Origin of the sequence: Arsenicitalea aurantiaca, from assembly GCF_003994485.1 — a bacterium.
Taxonomy (GTDB): domain Bacteria; phylum Pseudomonadota; class Alphaproteobacteria; order Rhizobiales; family Devosiaceae; genus Arsenicitalea; species Arsenicitalea aurantiaca.
On sequence record NZ_RZNJ01000002.1, the window covers coordinates 158,829 to 174,311 of the forward strand.

The 15,483-nt window shown below is 65.0% G+C and carries 17 protein-coding genes; 13 read left to right on the forward strand and 4 right to left on the reverse strand.

Going from position 1 to position 15,483, the window contains the following annotated elements; translation table 11 throughout:
* Positions 1-7 precede the first annotated feature (7 nt).
* From lepB to parC, 5 genes are read left to right on the forward strand one after another with little or no spacing between them, the layout of a single operon-like run.
* On the forward strand, positions 8-766 hold the full coding sequence (gene lepB / locus EMQ25_RS05060; RefSeq protein WP_127187484.1) for a signal peptidase I: 759 nt from the start codon (positions 8-10) through the stop codon (positions 764-766).
* The gene (gene rnc, locus EMQ25_RS05065; protein WP_127187485.1) at positions 766-1,473 is read left to right on the forward strand and encodes a ribonuclease III; all 708 of its coding nucleotides are present in this window, start codon (positions 766-768) and stop codon (positions 1,471-1,473) included. The genes lepB and rnc overlap by 1 nt, the downstream gene beginning before the upstream one ends.
* Positions 1,470-2,387 (forward strand): GTPase Era, encoded by a 918-nt coding sequence (gene era / locus EMQ25_RS05070; RefSeq protein WP_244606494.1) that lies wholly within the window; start codon positions 1,470-1,472, stop codon positions 2,385-2,387. Before rnc ends, era begins: the two co-directional genes overlap by 4 nt.
* Positions 2,388-2,409: 22 nt before the next feature.
* Positions 2,410-3,129: a DNA repair protein RecO gene (gene recO, locus EMQ25_RS05075; RefSeq protein ID WP_127187486.1), complete on the forward strand. Its 720-nt coding sequence runs from the start codon at positions 2,410-2,412 to the stop codon at positions 3,127-3,129.
* Positions 3,130-3,180: 51 nt separating this feature from the next.
* On the forward strand, positions 3,181-5,481 hold the full coding sequence (gene parC / locus EMQ25_RS05080) for a DNA topoisomerase IV subunit A (RefSeq protein WP_127187487.1): 2,301 nt from the start codon (positions 3,181-3,183) through the stop codon (positions 5,479-5,481).
* 4 nt (positions 5,482-5,485) lie between these two features.
* Here the strand turns inward: parC and EMQ25_RS05085 are convergent, their stop codons facing one another.
* The 4 genes from EMQ25_RS05085 to hemB all read right to left on the reverse strand — a co-directional run bounded on the left by EMQ25_RS05085 (position 5,486) and on the right by hemB (position 8,935).
* The gene (locus EMQ25_RS05085) at positions 5,486-6,490 is read right to left on the reverse strand and encodes an endonuclease/exonuclease/phosphatase family protein (protein WP_127187488.1); all 1,005 of its coding nucleotides are present in this window, start codon (positions 6,488-6,490) and stop codon (positions 5,486-5,488) included.
* A 28-nt stretch (positions 6,491-6,518) separates the two neighbouring features.
* Complete coding sequence (locus EMQ25_RS05090; RefSeq protein WP_127187489.1) at positions 6,519-7,241, reverse strand: arginyltransferase; 723 nt, start codon at positions 7,239-7,241, stop codon at positions 6,519-6,521.
* A 106-nt stretch (positions 7,242-7,347) separates the two neighbouring features.
* Positions 7,348-7,851 (reverse strand): RDD family protein, encoded by a 504-nt coding sequence (locus EMQ25_RS05095; protein WP_127187490.1) that lies wholly within the window; start codon positions 7,849-7,851, stop codon positions 7,348-7,350.
* A gap of 70 nt (positions 7,852-7,921) precedes the next feature.
* Entirely contained in the window at positions 7,922-8,935 is a 1,014-nt protein-coding gene (hemB, locus tag EMQ25_RS05100) for a porphobilinogen synthase (RefSeq protein WP_127187491.1), read from the reverse strand.
* Between the two features lie 133 nt (positions 8,936-9,068).
* Between hemB and EMQ25_RS05105 the strand changes: the two genes are divergently transcribed.
* The 8 genes from EMQ25_RS05105 to EMQ25_RS05140 all read left to right on the forward strand — a co-directional run bounded on the left by EMQ25_RS05105 (position 9,069) and on the right by EMQ25_RS05140 (position 15,481).
* Positions 9,069-9,452: a DUF6163 family protein gene (locus tag EMQ25_RS05105; protein WP_127187492.1), complete on the forward strand. Its 384-nt coding sequence runs from the start codon at positions 9,069-9,071 to the stop codon at positions 9,450-9,452.
* A gap of 175 nt (positions 9,453-9,627) precedes the next feature.
* Positions 9,628-10,140, forward strand: coding sequence for a transcriptional regulator LdtR (ldtR, locus tag EMQ25_RS05110; RefSeq protein ID WP_127187493.1), 513 nt, complete (start codon positions 9,628-9,630; stop codon positions 10,138-10,140).
* Positions 10,141-10,407: 267 nt separating this feature from the next.
* Positions 10,408-11,625: a L,D-transpeptidase family protein gene (locus EMQ25_RS05115; RefSeq protein ID WP_158625961.1), complete on the forward strand. Its 1,218-nt coding sequence runs from the start codon at positions 10,408-10,410 to the stop codon at positions 11,623-11,625.
* Positions 11,625-11,855: a DUF6898 family protein gene (locus EMQ25_RS05120; protein WP_127187495.1), complete on the forward strand. Its 231-nt coding sequence runs from the start codon at positions 11,625-11,627 to the stop codon at positions 11,853-11,855. Before EMQ25_RS05115 ends, EMQ25_RS05120 begins: the two co-directional genes overlap by 1 nt.
* Positions 11,856-11,964: 109 nt before the next feature.
* On the forward strand, positions 11,965-13,269 hold the full coding sequence (gene glyA, locus EMQ25_RS05125) for a serine hydroxymethyltransferase (RefSeq protein WP_127187496.1): 1,305 nt from the start codon (positions 11,965-11,967) through the stop codon (positions 13,267-13,269).
* 12 nt (positions 13,270-13,281) lie between these two features.
* Positions 13,282-13,758 carry a transcriptional regulator NrdR gene (nrdR, locus tag EMQ25_RS05130; RefSeq protein WP_127187497.1) on the forward strand — a complete coding sequence of 159 codons (477 nt, stop codon included), beginning with the start codon at positions 13,282-13,284 and terminating at the stop codon, positions 13,756-13,758.
* On the forward strand, positions 13,755-14,855 hold the full coding sequence (gene ribD, locus EMQ25_RS05135) for a bifunctional diaminohydroxyphosphoribosylaminopyrimidine deaminase/5-amino-6-(5-phosphoribosylamino)uracil reductase RibD (RefSeq protein WP_127187498.1): 1,101 nt from the start codon (positions 13,755-13,757) through the stop codon (positions 14,853-14,855). Before nrdR ends, ribD begins: the two co-directional genes overlap by 4 nt.
* A complete protein-coding gene (locus EMQ25_RS05140) occupies positions 14,855-15,481 on the forward strand; it encodes a riboflavin synthase (protein WP_127187499.1) in 627 nt (208 codons plus the stop codon). Before ribD ends, EMQ25_RS05140 begins: the two co-directional genes overlap by 1 nt.
* Positions 15,482-15,483 lie beyond the last annotated feature (2 nt).

Sequence of the window (15,483 nt, forward strand, 5' to 3'; positions counted from 1 at the left end):
ACACCAGATGAGCCAGTCCACTCCCAAAGCCGGCAAGACGTCGGGCCGGTCCGAGTTGCGCGACACCATCGTCGTCATCATCGAGGCGCTGATCATCGCTGTCCTGTTCCGCACGTTCGTCTACCAGCCGTTCTCCATCCCCACCGCCTCGATGCAGTCGACGCTGATGATTGGGGATTATTTCGTCGCCTCGAAATTCACCTGGGGCTACGGGAAGTACTCCTTCCCCGTGCCGCTGCCGTTCAACGGCCGCATCCTCGGTCGCGATCCGAACCAGGGCGACGTCGCGGTCTTCCGCAACGAGATTGCGAATGAAGACTACATCAAGCGCGTGGTGGGCATGCCGGGCGATACCGTCCAGATGATCGACGGGATCCTGCACATCAACGGCACGGCGGTGGAGCGCGAGGAAATCGGCCAGGCGACCGACCGCGACAGCTTCGGCATGTCGGTTCCGGTCACGGTCTATCGCGAGACGCTGCCGAACGGCTCGAGCCATATCATCCAGGAAGTCTCCGACCAGGGGCCGCTCGACAATACCGGCGAGTATGTCGTGCCCGCCGGTCACTACTTCATGATGGGTGACAATCGCGACCGCTCCCAGGACAGTCGCGTGCTGAGCGCGGTCGGATACGTGCCGGCACAGAACCTGATCGGCAAGGCAGACGCGCGCTTCTTCTCGATCACCGACAACATAGCCCCCTGGAAGCTCTGGGAGTGGCCGGCCAACGTGCGGTTCGACCGCATGTTCACCGGCATCGAGTAATGGCCGGCAAGCCGCGGCGCCACGAAAGGCTCGAGGCGCGGCTCGGGTATCGCTTTGCCGATCCAGAGCTGCTCGAGCGGGCCCTGACCCATTCGAGCGCCGTGTCGCCGGGCAAGCGCATCGAGCGCTCTTATCAGAGGCTGGAATTTCTCGGCGACCGGGTGCTCGGGCTCGTTGTCGCCGACATGCTCTATCGTCGGCTTCCCAAGGCCAATGAGGGCGAGCTTTCGCGCACGCTCAACACGCTCGTGCGCAAGGAGACCTGCGCGGCAATCGCGCGCGAACTCGACCTCGGCAGCGAATTGAACCTGGGCGAGAGCGAAGCGCGAACAGGCGGCGCAAACAAGGACGCGATCCTCGGCGACGTCGCCGAAGCGGTGATCGGGGCCATCTACTGCGATGGCGGGCTCGGGCATGCCTTCGAACTGATCGAGCGCCTGTTCGGCCAGCAGCTGGCCCTCGCGGGATCGGACCGGGCCGATGCCAAGACGACGCTTCAGGAATGGGCGCAGGGCAGGGGGCTCGAGCCGCCCGTCTATGCCGAGCTCGAGCGAACGGGCCCCGATCACGCCCCGCAATTCACCATCGCCGTCCGGCTGGACGGCTACGAGCCGGTTTCCGCCACCGGCAATTCGAAAAAGATCGCCGAGCACAAGGCCGCCGAACGGTTCCTGATCCGCGAGAAAGTCTGGAAGGACGCATTGTGACCATTGAGCCGGAAAACACGCGCTGCGGTTTCGTCGCGCTCGTCGGGGCGCCCAATGCGGGCAAGTCGACCCTCCTGAATGCGCTCGTGGGCACCAAGGTGTCGATCGTCACGCACAAGGCGCAGACGACACGGGCTCAGATCCGCGGCGTCGTGACGCTCGAGGACACGCAGATCGTCTTCATCGACACGCCGGGCATTTTCGCCCCCAAGCGCCGGCTCGACAGGGCCATGGTCGATGCCGCCTGGACGGGCGCGGGCGATGCCGACCTCGTTGCGTTTATCGTCGATGCCGAAAGGGGTTTGACCGAAGAGGTTGAATCACTTTGCGAAGGGCTCGCCAACATCCGCCACCCCCGCCTCCTGATCCTCAACAAGATCGATGCGGTGCGTCGCGAGACGCTGCTCGCGCTCGCACAGACGCTCAACGAGCGGCTTCGCTTCGAGCAGACTTTCATGATTTCGGCGCTGAAGGGCGACGGCGTGCAGGACATGATGGACTGGTGCGCGCGTCACGTGCCGCCGGGTCCTTGGCATTTTCCTGAGGATCAGCTGACCGATCTCAGTCTTGCGATCACGGCGGCCGAAGTGACGCGCGAGAAGCTCTTCCTGCGCATCCATGACGAGATTCCATATAACGTCACGGTCGAGACCGAGCGGTTCCAGATCCAGAAGGACGGCTCCTACAAGATCGATCAGGTGGTGTACGTCACGCGCGATACGCACAAGAAGATCGTTCTGGGCGCAGGCGGACAGACGATCAAGGCGATCGGCGCGGACGCGAGGCGCGAGCTGATCGAGATCTTCGAGACCCCCGTTCACCTCTTCCTCTTCGTGAAGGTGCGCGAGAAATGGGGAGACGATCCCGAGCGCTATCGCGAGATGGGGCTGGATTATCCCAGCGGCAAGGCTTGAGCGCGAGCCGGGCAGGCCACTGATGGAATGGACCGGCCGCGGGCTCGTGATCGGGGTGCGGCGTCATGGCGAGACAAGCGTCATTCTCGAGGCCATGGTCGAGGGCCGGGGTCGACATCTCGGCCTCGTGCGCGGTGGGCGCTCGGCGCGCCTTGCTCCCACGCTCCAGCCCGGCAACACGCTTCTCCTGACCTGGCGCGCGCGGCTCGAGGATCATCTGGGCCACTACGCCGTCGAACTGCTCGACGCGCGCGCGGCCCAGCTGATCGCCGACCGGACGCGGCTCTATGCCATCCAGCTCTTGGGTGAGCACCTGCGCCTGCTGCCCGAGCGCGATCCCCACGATCGGCTGCTCTCGCTGACCGTCGCCGCGCTCGATGACGGGCTGACGGGGCTGGCACTGGCTGTGGCGCTGGCGCGCTACGAGCTTTTCCTCCTCGACGAACTGGGCTTCGGGCTCGACCTGACCGCCTGTGCGGCGACGGGGGAAAGCGAGGATCTCACCCATGTCTCCCCCAGGACCGGACGCGCGGTCAGCCGCGCAGCAGCCGAGCCCTATCGCGATCGCCTGCTGCGCCTTCCCGGTTTTCTCACGGGACCGGGCAATGCGAGCCCCGAGGATATCCGCGACGCCTTCGTTCTGACCGGGCATTTCCTCGACATGCATGTCTGGATGCCTCGCAAGCTCGATCCGCCACCCACCCGCGAGGCGCTGATCGAGCGCCTCACCGCCCATAATTGAGCAGAGCCGGGCTATACTGGCCCGTGATTCGATACCGATAGACGGACATCAATGGCCGACAATGACCTGCTGCCGCCCGAGGGCGAGGACACCCGCATCGTGGATCTGCGCAGCGCGCTCGAGGAGCGCTATCTCGCCTATGCGCTCTCCACGATCACCCAGCGGGCGCTGCCGGACGCGCGGGACGGGCTGAAGCCTGTCCATCGGCGCATCATCCACGCCATGCGGCTTTTGAAGCTCGATCCCGGGCAGGGCTACAAGAAGTCTGCCCGCATTGTCGGCGACGTGATCGGCAAGTTCCATCCCCATGGCGACCAGTCGATCTACGATGCGCTGGTGCGCCTCGCGCAGGATTTCGCGCTGCGCTATCCGCTCGTCGACGGGCAGGGCAATTTCGGCAATATCGACGGCGATAACGCCGCGGCGATGCGCTACACCGAAAGCCGGATGACAGATGTCGCGACGCGTCTGCTCGAGGGCATCTCCGAGAACGCCATCGACTTCAAGCCGACCTATGACGGGGAAGACGAGGAGCCGGTGGTGCTGCCGGCGAATTTCCCGAACCTGCTCGCCAATGGCTCGACGGGGATCGCGGTGGGCATGGCGACGTCGGTGCCCCCGCACAATGTCGCCGAACTCTGCAATGCGGCGCTGAAGCTCATCCACAATCCCTCCGCAGGCGTCGAGGATCTGGTGCACGCCGATCTCTCCGCGCCCCCGGGGCCGGACGATCTGGTGCGTGGGCCCGATTTCCCGACAGGCGGGCAGCTCGTCGAGGGGCGCGCGGCGATCGTCCAGGCCTATGAGACGGGTCGCGGCGCCTTCCGGCTGCGGGCGATCTGGGAAAAGGAGGAGAAGGGGCGCGGCGTCTACCAGATCGTCGTCACCCAGATCCCTTATGGCGTGCAGAAATCGCGGCTTGTCGAGAAGATCGCCGAACTGCTGCTCGCCAAGAAACTGCCGCTGCTCAAGGACGTGCGCGACGAGAGCGCCGATGACGTGCGCCTCGTGCTCGAGCCGCGCGCCGGCACCGTCGATCCAATCATCCTGATGGAGCAGCTGTTCAAGGTCTCGGATCTCGAAATCCGCTTCCCGCTCAACCTCAACGTGCTCGACAAGGGCACCGTACCCCGCGTCATGAGCCTTGCCGATGCGCTTCGGGCGTGGCTCGACCACCGGAAGATCGTGCTCGTTCGCCGCAGCCAGCACAGGCTCGAGCAGATCGAGGCGCGGCTCGAGGTGCTCGAAGGCTACATCATCGCCTTCCTCAACCTCGACGAGGTGATCCGCATCATCCGCGAGGAGGACGACGCCAAGGCGTCCCTGATCGCCGCGTTCTCGCTCACCGACAATCAGGCCGAGGCCATCCTCAACATGCGCCTGCGCTCGCTGCGCAAGCTCGAGGAGATCGAGCTTCGCAAGGAGCACACGACGCTCTCGGAGGAAAAGGGCCGCCTCGAAACCCTTTTAGGGTCCGAGAAGCGCCAATGGGGCGAGATCACCAAGCAGGTCGAGGCGCTGAAAAAAGCCTATCCCATGTTCGATGGCAGCGGCGCGCTCCACCCCTTGGGTGGCCGCCGCACCACGCTCGGCGACATGCCGACCGCCGACACGAGCGAGATCACGAGCGCGTTCATCGAGCGCGAGCCGATCACGGTCATCCTCTCCGAAAAGGGCTGGATCCGCGCCCTGCGCGGCCACACCAATGACGTGGACGAAAAGGGGTTCAAGGCCGGCGACCGGCTGAAGCTCGCGCTCAAGGCGGAGACGACCGACAAGCTCCTGATGCTCACGACGGGCGGCAAGGTCTATACGCTCGGAGCGGACAGATTGCCGGGCGGCCGGGGGCAGGGCGAGCCGGTACGCATCATGGTCGATATCGAGGAGGGCCAGGATATCGTGGACCTCTTCGTCTACCGGCCGGGCGAGCGGCGGATCATCGCATCGTCCAACGGCTACGGCTTCGTTGTGAGCGAAGACGACCTGATCGCCAATACCCGCAAAGGTCGGCAGGTGCTGAATGTCGCGGCGCCAGAGGAGGCGCGACTCGCCATTCCCGCGAGCGGCGACATGGTCGCGGCCATCGGGCAGAACCGCAAGCTGCTGGTCTTTCCGCTGAGCCAGATCCCGTCCATGTCGCGTGGCAAGGGCGTCCGCCTGCAGCGCTACCGCGATGGCGGGATTTCGGACCTCAAGGTCTTCGACGGCGTAACCGGCCTCACCTGGACGGACAGCTCGGGACGGACCTTCACCCGGCCAATCGGTGAGCTCACCGAATGGATCGGCGACAGGGCCCAGGCCGGCCGTCAGCCGCCAAACGGCTTCCCGCGCAATAATCGCTTCAGCGGCTGAAAGCTCACTGCGGCGCTATCGAGAACCGGGCGATCACCGGCAGGTGGTCGCTACCGGTATAGGCTGCCACCCCGACCTCGTGCACGGCGATGCCGTCGCCCCGTGTCATCACATGGTCGAGCGGCAGGATGGGCACCGTGTCGATGAGGCGCCGGCGGACGAGAAAGCGGGTGGGAAACGTGAGGAGGTTGTGCGTATGGCGCACGAGGCCGCTGTCGGAGGTGAAATTCCGCAGCGCGTAGGACCAGGGCGTCGAGTTGAAATCGCCGACAAGGATGAGCGGGGATTCGACGGTCCCCAGGAACTGGCCGAGATCGGCCAATTGTTCGTCCTGCCGCCAGATCGGTACCGGCCAGTCGAGGTGGGTGGTGATGACCGAAAAGCGTGAGCCATCCTCGAGCCCAAAGGTGCCGAGTATGCGGGCCGTCCGCAGGCCGCGCTCCGCGTCCTCCGCACACGCTCCGTCCATGCTGCGGCTGAACGGGATCTTGGAATAGAGCCCGAGATTGGCGCGCTGGCCGCCGACGCAGTTGATCGAATAGGGGTAGCGCGCCGTGATCAGCGGATGAAGTTCTGCGCTCTGCCGGCCGAAATATTCCTGCAGCGCGACGATGTCGGGATCCTCGCGCTCGATCACCGCCTCCACCCGCTCCATCTCGTAGTTCATGCCGAAAAGATTGTGCGTCATCAGGGTGATGACGCGCCGGTCTTCGGCCGGCGCGGGGCGGGGCAACAGCGCAGAGGCGGCCTCGGGCAGATAGGTGGCGCCGCTCGCGGCAAGGCCGATAAGGATATAGGCGAGGACCGGCAGCCCGGCTCGGCGTGCCCAGAAGAGGGGTATCGCGAGACCCGTCACACCGAGCAGGCCAAAGAACAGCAGGTACTGGAAATGGTTGAAAAGGTCGAACACGCTGACGGCAAAGCCGAAGAGCGCCAGGATCGCGATGGTCGCGAGCCCGAAGCCTCCGAGCCCAATGGCCAGGCGCAGGAGGCCGAGCAGAATGGTCATCTATCGTCCGCGTCGATGGGGAGGGCGGTCAGTCGAGGGGGCGCCAGCCCAGAGGCCCTCTTTGCACTTCGAGCGGCCGAAACCGCACCTTGTAGGCCATCTTGGGCGAATCCTTGACCCAATAGCCGAGATAGACATAGCGCAGGCGCGAGGTCGTGACCTGCCGCACATGGTCCAGAATCAGCAGATTGCCGAGACCCCGCGCAGAAAGCTCCGGCTCGTAGAAGCTGTAGACCATCGAAAGGCCGTCCGGGAGCACATCCGACAACGCGACGGCAACCAGCTGGCCGGACGGGGCCTGCCGATATTCGACGAGCACGGTCTGCACGGGGGTGTCCTCGACCATGTACTCGTAGTCGAGATAGGACATCTGCGTCATGCCCCCGCCAGTATGGCGGGCTTCGAGATAGCGCCTGAAGAGCGCGTATTGCTCCTGAGTGGCACGGGCAGGGCGCACCTGCGCGGTGATGTCGGCATTCTTGTTGAGGATGCGCCGGTGGCTCGGCGAAAAGCGAAAGGCGTCGGCGACGATCCGCACCGACTGACAGGCCGAGCACCCGTCGCAGGCCGGACGGTAGATCAGGTTCTGGCTGCGGCGAAACCCGTTGTCGCTCAAGAGCTGGTGCAGCACGCCTGCCCGGCGCCCACTCAGATGAGTGAAGAGCTTGCGCTCCTGCCGATCCGGCAGATAGGGGCACGGGCTCGCCGCCGTGAGGAAGAGCTGGGTGTTGTCGGGCGTATGGTCCGTCATCGCTGCCCTGTCGATTGCATCGGACGAGGATAATCCAACGCAGGGCGCGTTGGAATCACAATCGCGCCCTTGTGCGCTGAGGAAAAGAGGGGAGCGACGCGGCCCCTCAGGCCGGCTCGCCCAGCGTGCGCCAGTGCCGCTCCATGGGCGAAAGGCGGAGCATCAGCGTGCCGGTCAGCAGGTCGTGGATCATCTGCCGACGTGGGGTCAGAAGCGCGATCAGCAGCGAAAGCGGCCAGGAAATCCAGATCGTGATCCAGAAAATGATCGGATGGGCGAGGGCCTGCCAGCCATCGAGCGGGGCGCCGCTGGTGGGGGTCAGAACGAGGTCCATCATGGACATGCCCACGGTTGAGCGCCTCGGCGATCCCAGCGTCACGACATAATAGCCGAGTATGGCGAGCGGCAGCACCACCGGCAGCAGCAGCCAGCCGAGCCCGAAAGTCAGAACGCCGAGGATCAGCCCGACGACACCCAGCCCCATCGCAATGGCGAGGATGATGAAGAAGTCGATGACATAGGCCATCACCCTGCGCGTCAGGAGCCCCTCGAAAAGCTCGGGAGCGGTGGCGGGATCGGGGAGTGCGGCGTGGATGCGATTCTCGTTCATGGCACGAAAATCGTCATTGCCGGCCCGCGCTGCAAGGGGCAGCGCGGGGAAATTGCAGCGAGGATACCCCTCAGCGATTGAGGATGCGCGCCGTCTCGAGCGCGAAATAGGTGAGCACCCCCTTGGCGCCCGCCCGCTTGAAGGCAAAGAGGCTTTCCATCATCGCGGCCTGCCGGTCGATCGCACCCGCTTCGCCTGCCATGGCGATCATCGCGTATTCCCCGGACACCTGATAGGCGAAGACGGGCACGTTGAAGCTGTCTCGCACCTGCCGCACGATATCGAGATAGGGCATGCCCGGCTTGACCATCACCATGTCGGCGCCCTCGGCGAGGTCGAGCTCCACCTCCCGCAGCGCTTCTTCTGCATTGGCATAGTCGAGCTGATAGGTCCGCTTGTCGCCCCGCAGCCGGGCCCCCGATCCCACCGCCTCGCGGAACGGGCCGTAAAATGCGGAAGCGAATTTGGCGGCATAAGCCATGATGGCGACGTGCTCGTGTCCGGCCTCGTCAAGCGCAGCACGGATCGCGCCGACCCGCCCGTCCATCATGTCCGAAGGCGCGACGATATCGGCGCCGGCTTCCGCCTGTGCGAGGGCCTGCCGGCAGAGCAGCGCCACCGTTTCATCGTTGAGCACGGTGTCTCCCGCCATCACCCCGTCATGGCCGTGGCTCGTATAGGGATCGAGCGCAACGTCGGCGATGAGGCCGATTTCGGGCACCGCATCCTTGATCGCCCGAATGGCGCGATTGGTGAGGTTGTCGGGGTTCCAGGCCTCCTCGGCCCCCTCCGTGCGCAGGTCCGCCGCGGTATTGGGAAAGAGCGCCAGGGCAGGGATGCCTTCGCGGGCTGCCTCCCGCGCTGCCTCGACCGCAAGGTCCACGCTGAGCCGTTCCACCCCGGGCATGGTGCGGACACCGCTGCGCTCGTTCTGCCCCTCGATCAGAAAGAGGGGCCAGATGAGATCGGCAGGGCTCAGCGTCGTTTCCCGCACCAGCGCTCGGCTCCACGGCGTGCGACGCATGCGCCGGAGCCGGCGTCCCCCGAGAAAATCCATGTCGTGCCGCGCCCAGCTCTGGGTCATGATGGTGCCGTCCGTTTGGTGAACAAGTGCACCGCTTCTAGCAGTCGGGGGCCATCGGTTCAAAGTCGCGCGCTTGTCGCAGGCGTGCTTTGCGGGTAGAGCGTCGGCCATCGCTTCCCAGCGGAACAGGGTCATGGATTTCAAGAGCGAGCTGGCCGGCCGCTACATCCGCATCGTCGCCGTCATCAGCCTCCTGCTCGGGCTCAGCGATGCCGCGCGCCTGCTCGGAGTGACCGGGTCGCCCGATCCGCTCGCCACGCTCGGCGCAACCGGCTTCACCTATCTGGCGATCTTTGCGCTGGCGCGGCTCTTCGCGGCCGTCGGCCTCTGGATCCGCGCGAGCTGGGGCGCCGTGCTGCTGGTGGGTGCCACGGGGGTCGAGCTCTTCTTGTACCTCATCGGCAATCGGGACGTGCAGCTCTCCGCGATCGGCTTCGTGGTGCGGCTCGTGCTGCTGACCGCGATCGTCGTCGTCTTCGTCCTCAGCTGGCGGGCCAATCGCGCCCGCGAGCAGTGAAGGGCCTGGTAAGGTTACAACTTTATCACCTGCCGTAACCAATCGTTCAGCCAAATTCCCGAACTTTTTCAGTAAGATAGTTTTAAGTGTGCGGCTTAATGCGATCTTATGCGGGTGGCCGTAGTTTGGCCCCATAGACGCGAAGAAATCGTGCGAACGGAACAGTGAGGCAATTATGGCAATCAAGTCCAACGCCGCAGAGGCAATGGCCCCCGAAAGCAGCGAGCGCAGCCTGAAGCCGCTCTATCTCGAAGCGGTTTCGCGCGTCGAACGGCTCCATCGCCGGCTGCTCGATCTGATCAAGGATGAGTTCGACCGCATGGGGTGGGACGACATCAACCCCGTCCAGGCGCTCCTGATGTTCAATATCGGCGATGCCGAGCTGACCGCCGGCGAACTGCGCTCGCGCGGCTACTATCTCGGCTCGAACGTCTCCTACAATCTCAAGAAGCTGGTCGAGACCGGCTACATCTTCCAGGAGCGCTCGCGCACCGACCGCCGCTCGGTCCGCATTCGCCTCACCCCCAAGGGGGAGGAGGTCGCCGAGGTGATCGACGATCTCTACGAGCGTCACCTCAAGTCGATCGACAAGGTCGGCGGTCTCGACGACGAGGCCTTCGAGGGGCTCAACAAGGCGCTCGGACGGCTGGAGCGCTTCTGGGTCGACCAGATCCTCTACAAGCTCTGAGCGTTCAGGGTCTTCGGCTGTGGCGGCTCGGCCACAGCCTTGCAGAAACGCCGGCAACCCGCCGGCGTTTTCTTATTTGCGCCATGAATCCTGCCGATCGATGCTAAGCGTCGAGCCTTGCGGGGCTTGAATTTTGCGGCGACTCGCCAATCAAGCATCGGCGAGCGCGTTGTGGACGTTTTCGGGCGGTGCTAAGGCTTGGCCAACCGTCTGCTGGATCGATGGGTGGGTTTTATGCGGCTGAACCGACGTAGACTTCTCGGCTCAATGGCGGCTCTGGGTGCCGCGGCGACGTTGCCGGCGACGGCACGGGCACAGGATTCCATCTGGGACATGTTCGCGCGCGACCGGGTGATGCGCAATATCGATACCGGTGCGAACACCGCCTATGCCAACGCCCGGGTCGAGACCATCGAGCCGATTCTCTCGTTCGATACCGCCTATAATCTCAGCGTCGCCATTTCGCGCTACGAGCCCTTCGTGGCCGCCGGTGGCTGGGAGCAGGTGCCGCGCGAAGTGTTCGGGCTGAAGCTCGGCGACAGCCGCCGCGCCGTCCGCACTTTGAAATTCCGCCTGATGGCATCGGGCGACATGAAGCCCGCCGAACGGGCGAACGACATGTTTGACGAAGAGCTCGATCGCGCTGTGCGCGGCTTCCAGGTGCGCCATGGCCTGACCGCCGACGGGCAGGTGGGCGAGGCGACCTTCTATGCGCTCTCCGTGCCGGCCCACGAGCGGCTCAACCAGCTCCGGCTCAACCTCGCCCGTGTGGAAGCGTCCGCCGCGACGCTGGGCGACCGCTATGCGGTGGTAAACATTCCGGCGGCGACCATCGAGGCGGTCGAGGGCGGGCAGGTCAGCCAGAGGCACACCGCGGTGGTCGGGCGTATCGACCGGCAGACGCCGATCCTGTCGAGCCGCATCCACCAGATCAATTTCAATCCCTACTGGCATGTGCCCAAGAGCATCATCCAGAAGGACCTCATCAAGTACATGAATGAGGATCCCGAATATCTCACCAAGTTCCGGATCCGCATCTATGACGGCAATGGCCGCGAGTTGCAGCCGACCCAGATCGACTGGTCGACCAATGAAGCGGTCAATTACATGTTCCGCCAGGAGCCGGGCGCCGAGAACTCGATGGGGCATGTGAAGATCAACTTCCACAACCCCCACGCGGTCTATCTGCACGACACCCCGACCAAGTCGCTGTTCGCCGAGAATGCGCGCTTCCATTCCTCGGGCTGCGTGCGCGTCGATGGCGTCAACCAGTTCGTCGCCTGGATCCTTCGCGACAATGGCGGCTGGGACACCGAGATCGTCGATGGCATGTTCGCGTCCAACGAGCGGCTCGATGTCGATGTGAAGGCCCCCGTGCCGATCCACACCACCTACATCACCGCATGGGCCAACCGGCAGGGGACCGTCAGCTTCCGCGACGACGTCTACCAGTTCGACGCCGAGGGCCGGGTGACCTTCGCCTGATGACAGGGGCTGGTCGCGGGCCCGGCGCCCGGGGCCAGATTCTCTTCGAGTTCACCCAGATCGGCCAGCAGATGCGCGTGGCTGCGATCGATGCCGATAGCGGCACGGAAGTCATCCTGATTGCGCCGGTGACCGCGACCCGCATCCAGATGCAGGCGCTGGCACAGGCCAAGCTTCGCCGCAGGCTCCAGCAGCTGAAGGATGAAGAGGGGCCCGGCCGGCTTTTCTGAACGGTGCGTCGCGGCCCTGCGGCAGTGAGTGCCCTTGGAATCGCCACATCCTGTGTGATAAGGCCTTGCTCGCTTTCATTCCGCCTTCAGATTGCAACGGGGACCGCCCATGAGCGCCGCCGCCTCCCTTCCGCTCTTTCCGCATTTCTTCTCGGCAAGCCTTGCAGAGACCGATCCCGAGCTGGCCGATGCCGTCTCCCTGGAGCTCGGTCGCCAGCGCCACGAGATCGAGCTCATTGCCTCCGAGAATATCGTCTCGCGCGCCGTGCTCGAGGCGCAGGGCTCGGTGCTGACCAACAAATATGCCGAGGGCTATCCCGGGAAGCGGTATTACGGCGGCTGCCAGTATGTCGACGTGGCTGAAAATCTCGCGATCGAACGCGCCAAGAAGCTCTTCGGCGCCAATTTCGTCAACGTGCAGCCCAATTCGGGCAGCCAGATGAACCAGGCCGTGTTTCTCGCGCTCCTGCAGCCGGGCGACACCTTCATGGGGCTCGACCTCAATTCGGGCGGCCATCTGACCCATGGCTCGCCGGTCAACATGAGCGGCAAGTGGTTCAACCCGGTGTCTTATGGCGTGCGCCGCGACGACCACCTGCTGGACATGGACGAGGTTGCCCGCCTTGCCCGCGAACACAAGCCCAAGCTGATCGTTGCCGGCGGCACGGCCTATTCGCGCGTCTGGGACTGGGCGAAGTTCCGCGAGATCGCCGATGAAGTTGGCGCCTATCTCATGGTCGACATGGCCCATATTGCCGGGCTTGTCGCCGGTGGGGCGCATCCGTCGCCCGTGCCGCACGCCCATGTCGTCACCTCCACGACCCACAAATCCCTGCGTGGCCCGCGCGGCGGCATGATCCTCACCAATGACGAGGACATCGCCAAGAAGATTAATTCGGCGGTCTTCCCCGGCCTCCAGGGCGGCCCGCTGATGCATGTGATCGCGGCCAAGGCGGTCGCCTTCAAGGAAGCGCTGTCGCCAGATTTCAAGGTCTATGCCCACCAGGTCGTGGCCAATGCCCGCGCGCTTTCCGCGGTTCTCGTCGAGAACGGGCTGGATGTTGTCTCGGGTGGCACTGACAACCACCTGCTGCTGGTCGACCTCCGCAAGAAGAACGCCACCGGCAAGCGCGCCGAGCAGGCGCTCGGGCGGGCCTACATCACCTGTAACAAGAACGGCATCCCCTTCGATCCCGAAAAGCCCTTCGTCACCTCCGGCATTCGCCTGGGCACCCCGGCGGGCACGACGCGTGGGTTCGGCGAAGCCGAATACCGGCAGATCGGCGGGCTGATCGTCGAAGTGCTCGATGGCATGCGCGAGGCCAATTCCGAAGAGGGCAACGCCGCAGTGGAAGCTGCCGTGCGCGAGAAGGTGAAGGCGCTCACCGCGCGCTTCCCGATCTACGCGGACTGATCGGAACCGGCCATGCGCTGTCCCTATTGCGGAAATGACGACACGCAGGTCAAGGACAGCCGGCCGACCGAGGATTCCAACGCCATCCGCCGCAGGCGCATCTGCAATGCCTGCGGCGGGCGCTTCACGACCTTCGAGCGGGTGCAGCTGCGTGAGCTGACCGTCGTCAAGAAATCAGGCCGCAAGGTGCCGTTCGACCGCGAGAAGCTTTCGCGGTCGGTCTATACCGCCCTGCGCAAGCGCGCGGTCGAGCCTGAGCGCGTCGAGCGCATGATCTCGGGCATCGTCCGACAGCTCGAAAGCCTCGGGGATGTCGAGATCACCTCCGACCAGATCGGCGAGTTCGTGATGGAGGGTCTGAAGGGGCTCGACGACGTCGCCTTCGTGCGCTTCGCGTCGGTCTACAAGAACTTCTCCGCAGCCGATGACTTCAGCTCCTTCCTTGGCGAAATGACGTCGTCCGAGCACGATCCGGACCGCAAGACTTGACCCCTGATGCGTCCGTGGACCTGCGCTGGATGGATGCCGCCGTCCGCGTTGCCCGACCCTATCGCGGCACGACTGCGGAAAATCCCGTCGTCGCGGCCCTCGTGGTCGATCAGGGCACGGGGATTCTGATTTCGCGCGCTGTCACGGCGCGAGGGGGACGGCCACACGCCGAAACGCAGGCGCTCAACGCAGCCGGTGCGCGCGCGAAGGGTGCAACGCTCTACGTCACCCTCGAGCCCTGCAATCACTGGGGGCGCACGCCCCCCTGTTCGGACGCAATCGTGAAGGCCGGGCTCGGCCGGGTCGTCGTCGGGCTCCGGGACCCCGATCCGCGGACCGCAGGGCAGGGGGTCGCGAGGATCGAGGCGGCCGGGATCCCGGTGACGCTGCTCGAGCACCCGCCCTCCCGCGCCCTCAATGAGGGATTCGTTTCCCGGCAGGTGCGCGGTCGCCCGTTCGTCACGCTGAAACTGGCCGTTTCCGCCGACGGCATGATCGGGGCCCGCGGCGTCGGCAATCATCCCGTCACCGGGGCGGTGGCCAAGCGCTGGACGCACATGCAGCGCGCACTGTCCGACGCCGTGATGGTGGGGGGCGCCACCGCGCGTATCGATGACCCGCGGCTCACCGTGCGGCTCAAGGGCTTCGAGCAGCGAAGCCATCTTCGGCTCGTGATGGCCGGCGCCGAGGGCGTCGACCCGAAGCTGAATCTGATTGGCGGCGTCTCGGGCTATCCCACTGCGATCATTGCGCTAAAGGGCGCCGCGGTGCCGAACTTCCACATGCTCGACGTGATCGAGGTCCCGCCCGGCCGCACCGGCAGGCCGGACATCCCCGAAACGCTGAAGGCGCTGGGCAGGCGTGGCATCAACACGCTGTTGGTCGAGGGTGGCGCGAGGCTCACCGAGGCCTTCCTCGCCGCCGAGGCTGCCGACCGCGTGCACCTGCTCGAAAGTCCGGTCAGCATCGGCCGCGCCGGCCTGCCCGCCACCACCATGGGCACGATCACCGGCCGCCTGCGCGGCGCGGGCTTCATCGAGGTTGACCGGCGCGCGCTGGGCGACGATATGTTGCGCACTTTCGAGAAAGGCCTCTGATGTTCACGGGTATCGTCACCGATGTCGGCCGGCTTCTGCGCGCCGACGAGCGCAATGACGGGCGGGCGCTGCGCATCGCCACCGCCTATGATGCCGCAGGAATAGACCTCGGCGCGTCGATTGCCTGCGACGGCATCTGCCTGACCGTGACCGAGCGGGGCGTCGACCCGCAGGATGGAAATTATTTCGACGTCTTTGCCGCACGCGAGACGCTGGACGTGACCGAGGTCTCAGGCTGGCGCGTCGGCAGGCGCATCAATCTCGAACGCGCGCTGAAGATCGGCGACGAACTCGGCGGACACATCGTTTCGGGGCATGTCGATGGCATGGCCGAGATCGTGGGGCGCGAGGAGACGGGCGAACAGATCACCTTCACCTTCGCCGTCGCTCCGGCGATCGCGCCCTTCATCGCGAGGAAGGGCAGCGTCGCGCTCAACGGCACTTCGCTCACCGTCAACGCCGTCGAGGGCAACCGCTTCAGCGTTCATCTCATCCCCTATACGGTCGATCAGACCAATTGGGGCGACAACGCCGTTGGCGATCATGTGAATATCGAGGTGGATCCGATGGCGCGCTATGCCGCGCGCCTGTTCGAGACCCTCGGCGACACCTCAAGGAAGGAATAGCT

What these genes read in the sequence shown, in the direction of transcription:
- lepB (WP_127187484.1), top strand. Translation starts at nt 8, where the DNA reads ATGAGCCAGTCCACTCCCAAAGCCGGCAAGACGTCGGGCCGGTCCGAG.
- rnc (WP_127187485.1), top strand. Translation starts at nt 766, where the DNA reads ATGGCCGGCAAGCCGCGGCGCCACGAAAGGCTCGAGGCGCGGCTCGGG.
- recO (WP_127187486.1), top strand. Translation starts at nt 2,410, where the DNA reads ATGGAATGGACCGGCCGCGGGCTCGTGATCGGGGTGCGGCGTCATGGC.
- parC (WP_127187487.1), top strand. Translation starts at nt 3,181, where the DNA reads ATGGCCGACAATGACCTGCTGCCGCCCGAGGGCGAGGACACCCGCATC.
- EMQ25_RS05085 (WP_127187488.1), bottom strand. Translation starts at nt 6,490, where the DNA reads ATGACCATTCTGCTCGGCCTCCTGCGCCTGGCCATTGGGCTCGGAGGC.
- EMQ25_RS05090 (WP_127187489.1), bottom strand. Translation starts at nt 7,241, where the DNA reads ATGACGGACCATACGCCCGACAACACCCAGCTCTTCCTCACGGCGGCG.
- EMQ25_RS05095 (WP_127187490.1), bottom strand. Translation starts at nt 7,851, where the DNA reads ATGAACGAGAATCGCATCCACGCCGCACTCCCCGATCCCGCCACCGCT.
- hemB (WP_127187491.1), bottom strand. Translation starts at nt 8,935, where the DNA reads ATGACCCAGAGCTGGGCGCGGCACGACATGGATTTTCTCGGGGGACGC.
- EMQ25_RS05105 (WP_127187492.1), top strand. Translation starts at nt 9,069, where the DNA reads ATGGATTTCAAGAGCGAGCTGGCCGGCCGCTACATCCGCATCGTCGCC.
- ldtR (WP_127187493.1), top strand. Translation starts at nt 9,628, where the DNA reads ATGGCAATCAAGTCCAACGCCGCAGAGGCAATGGCCCCCGAAAGCAGC.
- EMQ25_RS05115 (WP_158625961.1), top strand. Translation starts at nt 10,408, where the DNA reads ATGGCGGCTCTGGGTGCCGCGGCGACGTTGCCGGCGACGGCACGGGCA.
- EMQ25_RS05120 (WP_127187495.1), top strand. Translation starts at nt 11,625, where the DNA reads ATGACAGGGGCTGGTCGCGGGCCCGGCGCCCGGGGCCAGATTCTCTTC.
- glyA (WP_127187496.1), top strand. Translation starts at nt 11,965, where the DNA reads ATGAGCGCCGCCGCCTCCCTTCCGCTCTTTCCGCATTTCTTCTCGGCA.
- nrdR (WP_127187497.1), top strand. Translation starts at nt 13,282, where the DNA reads ATGCGCTGTCCCTATTGCGGAAATGACGACACGCAGGTCAAGGACAGC.
- EMQ25_RS05140 (WP_127187499.1), top strand. Translation starts at nt 14,855, where the DNA reads ATGTTCACGGGTATCGTCACCGATGTCGGCCGGCTTCTGCGCGCCGAC.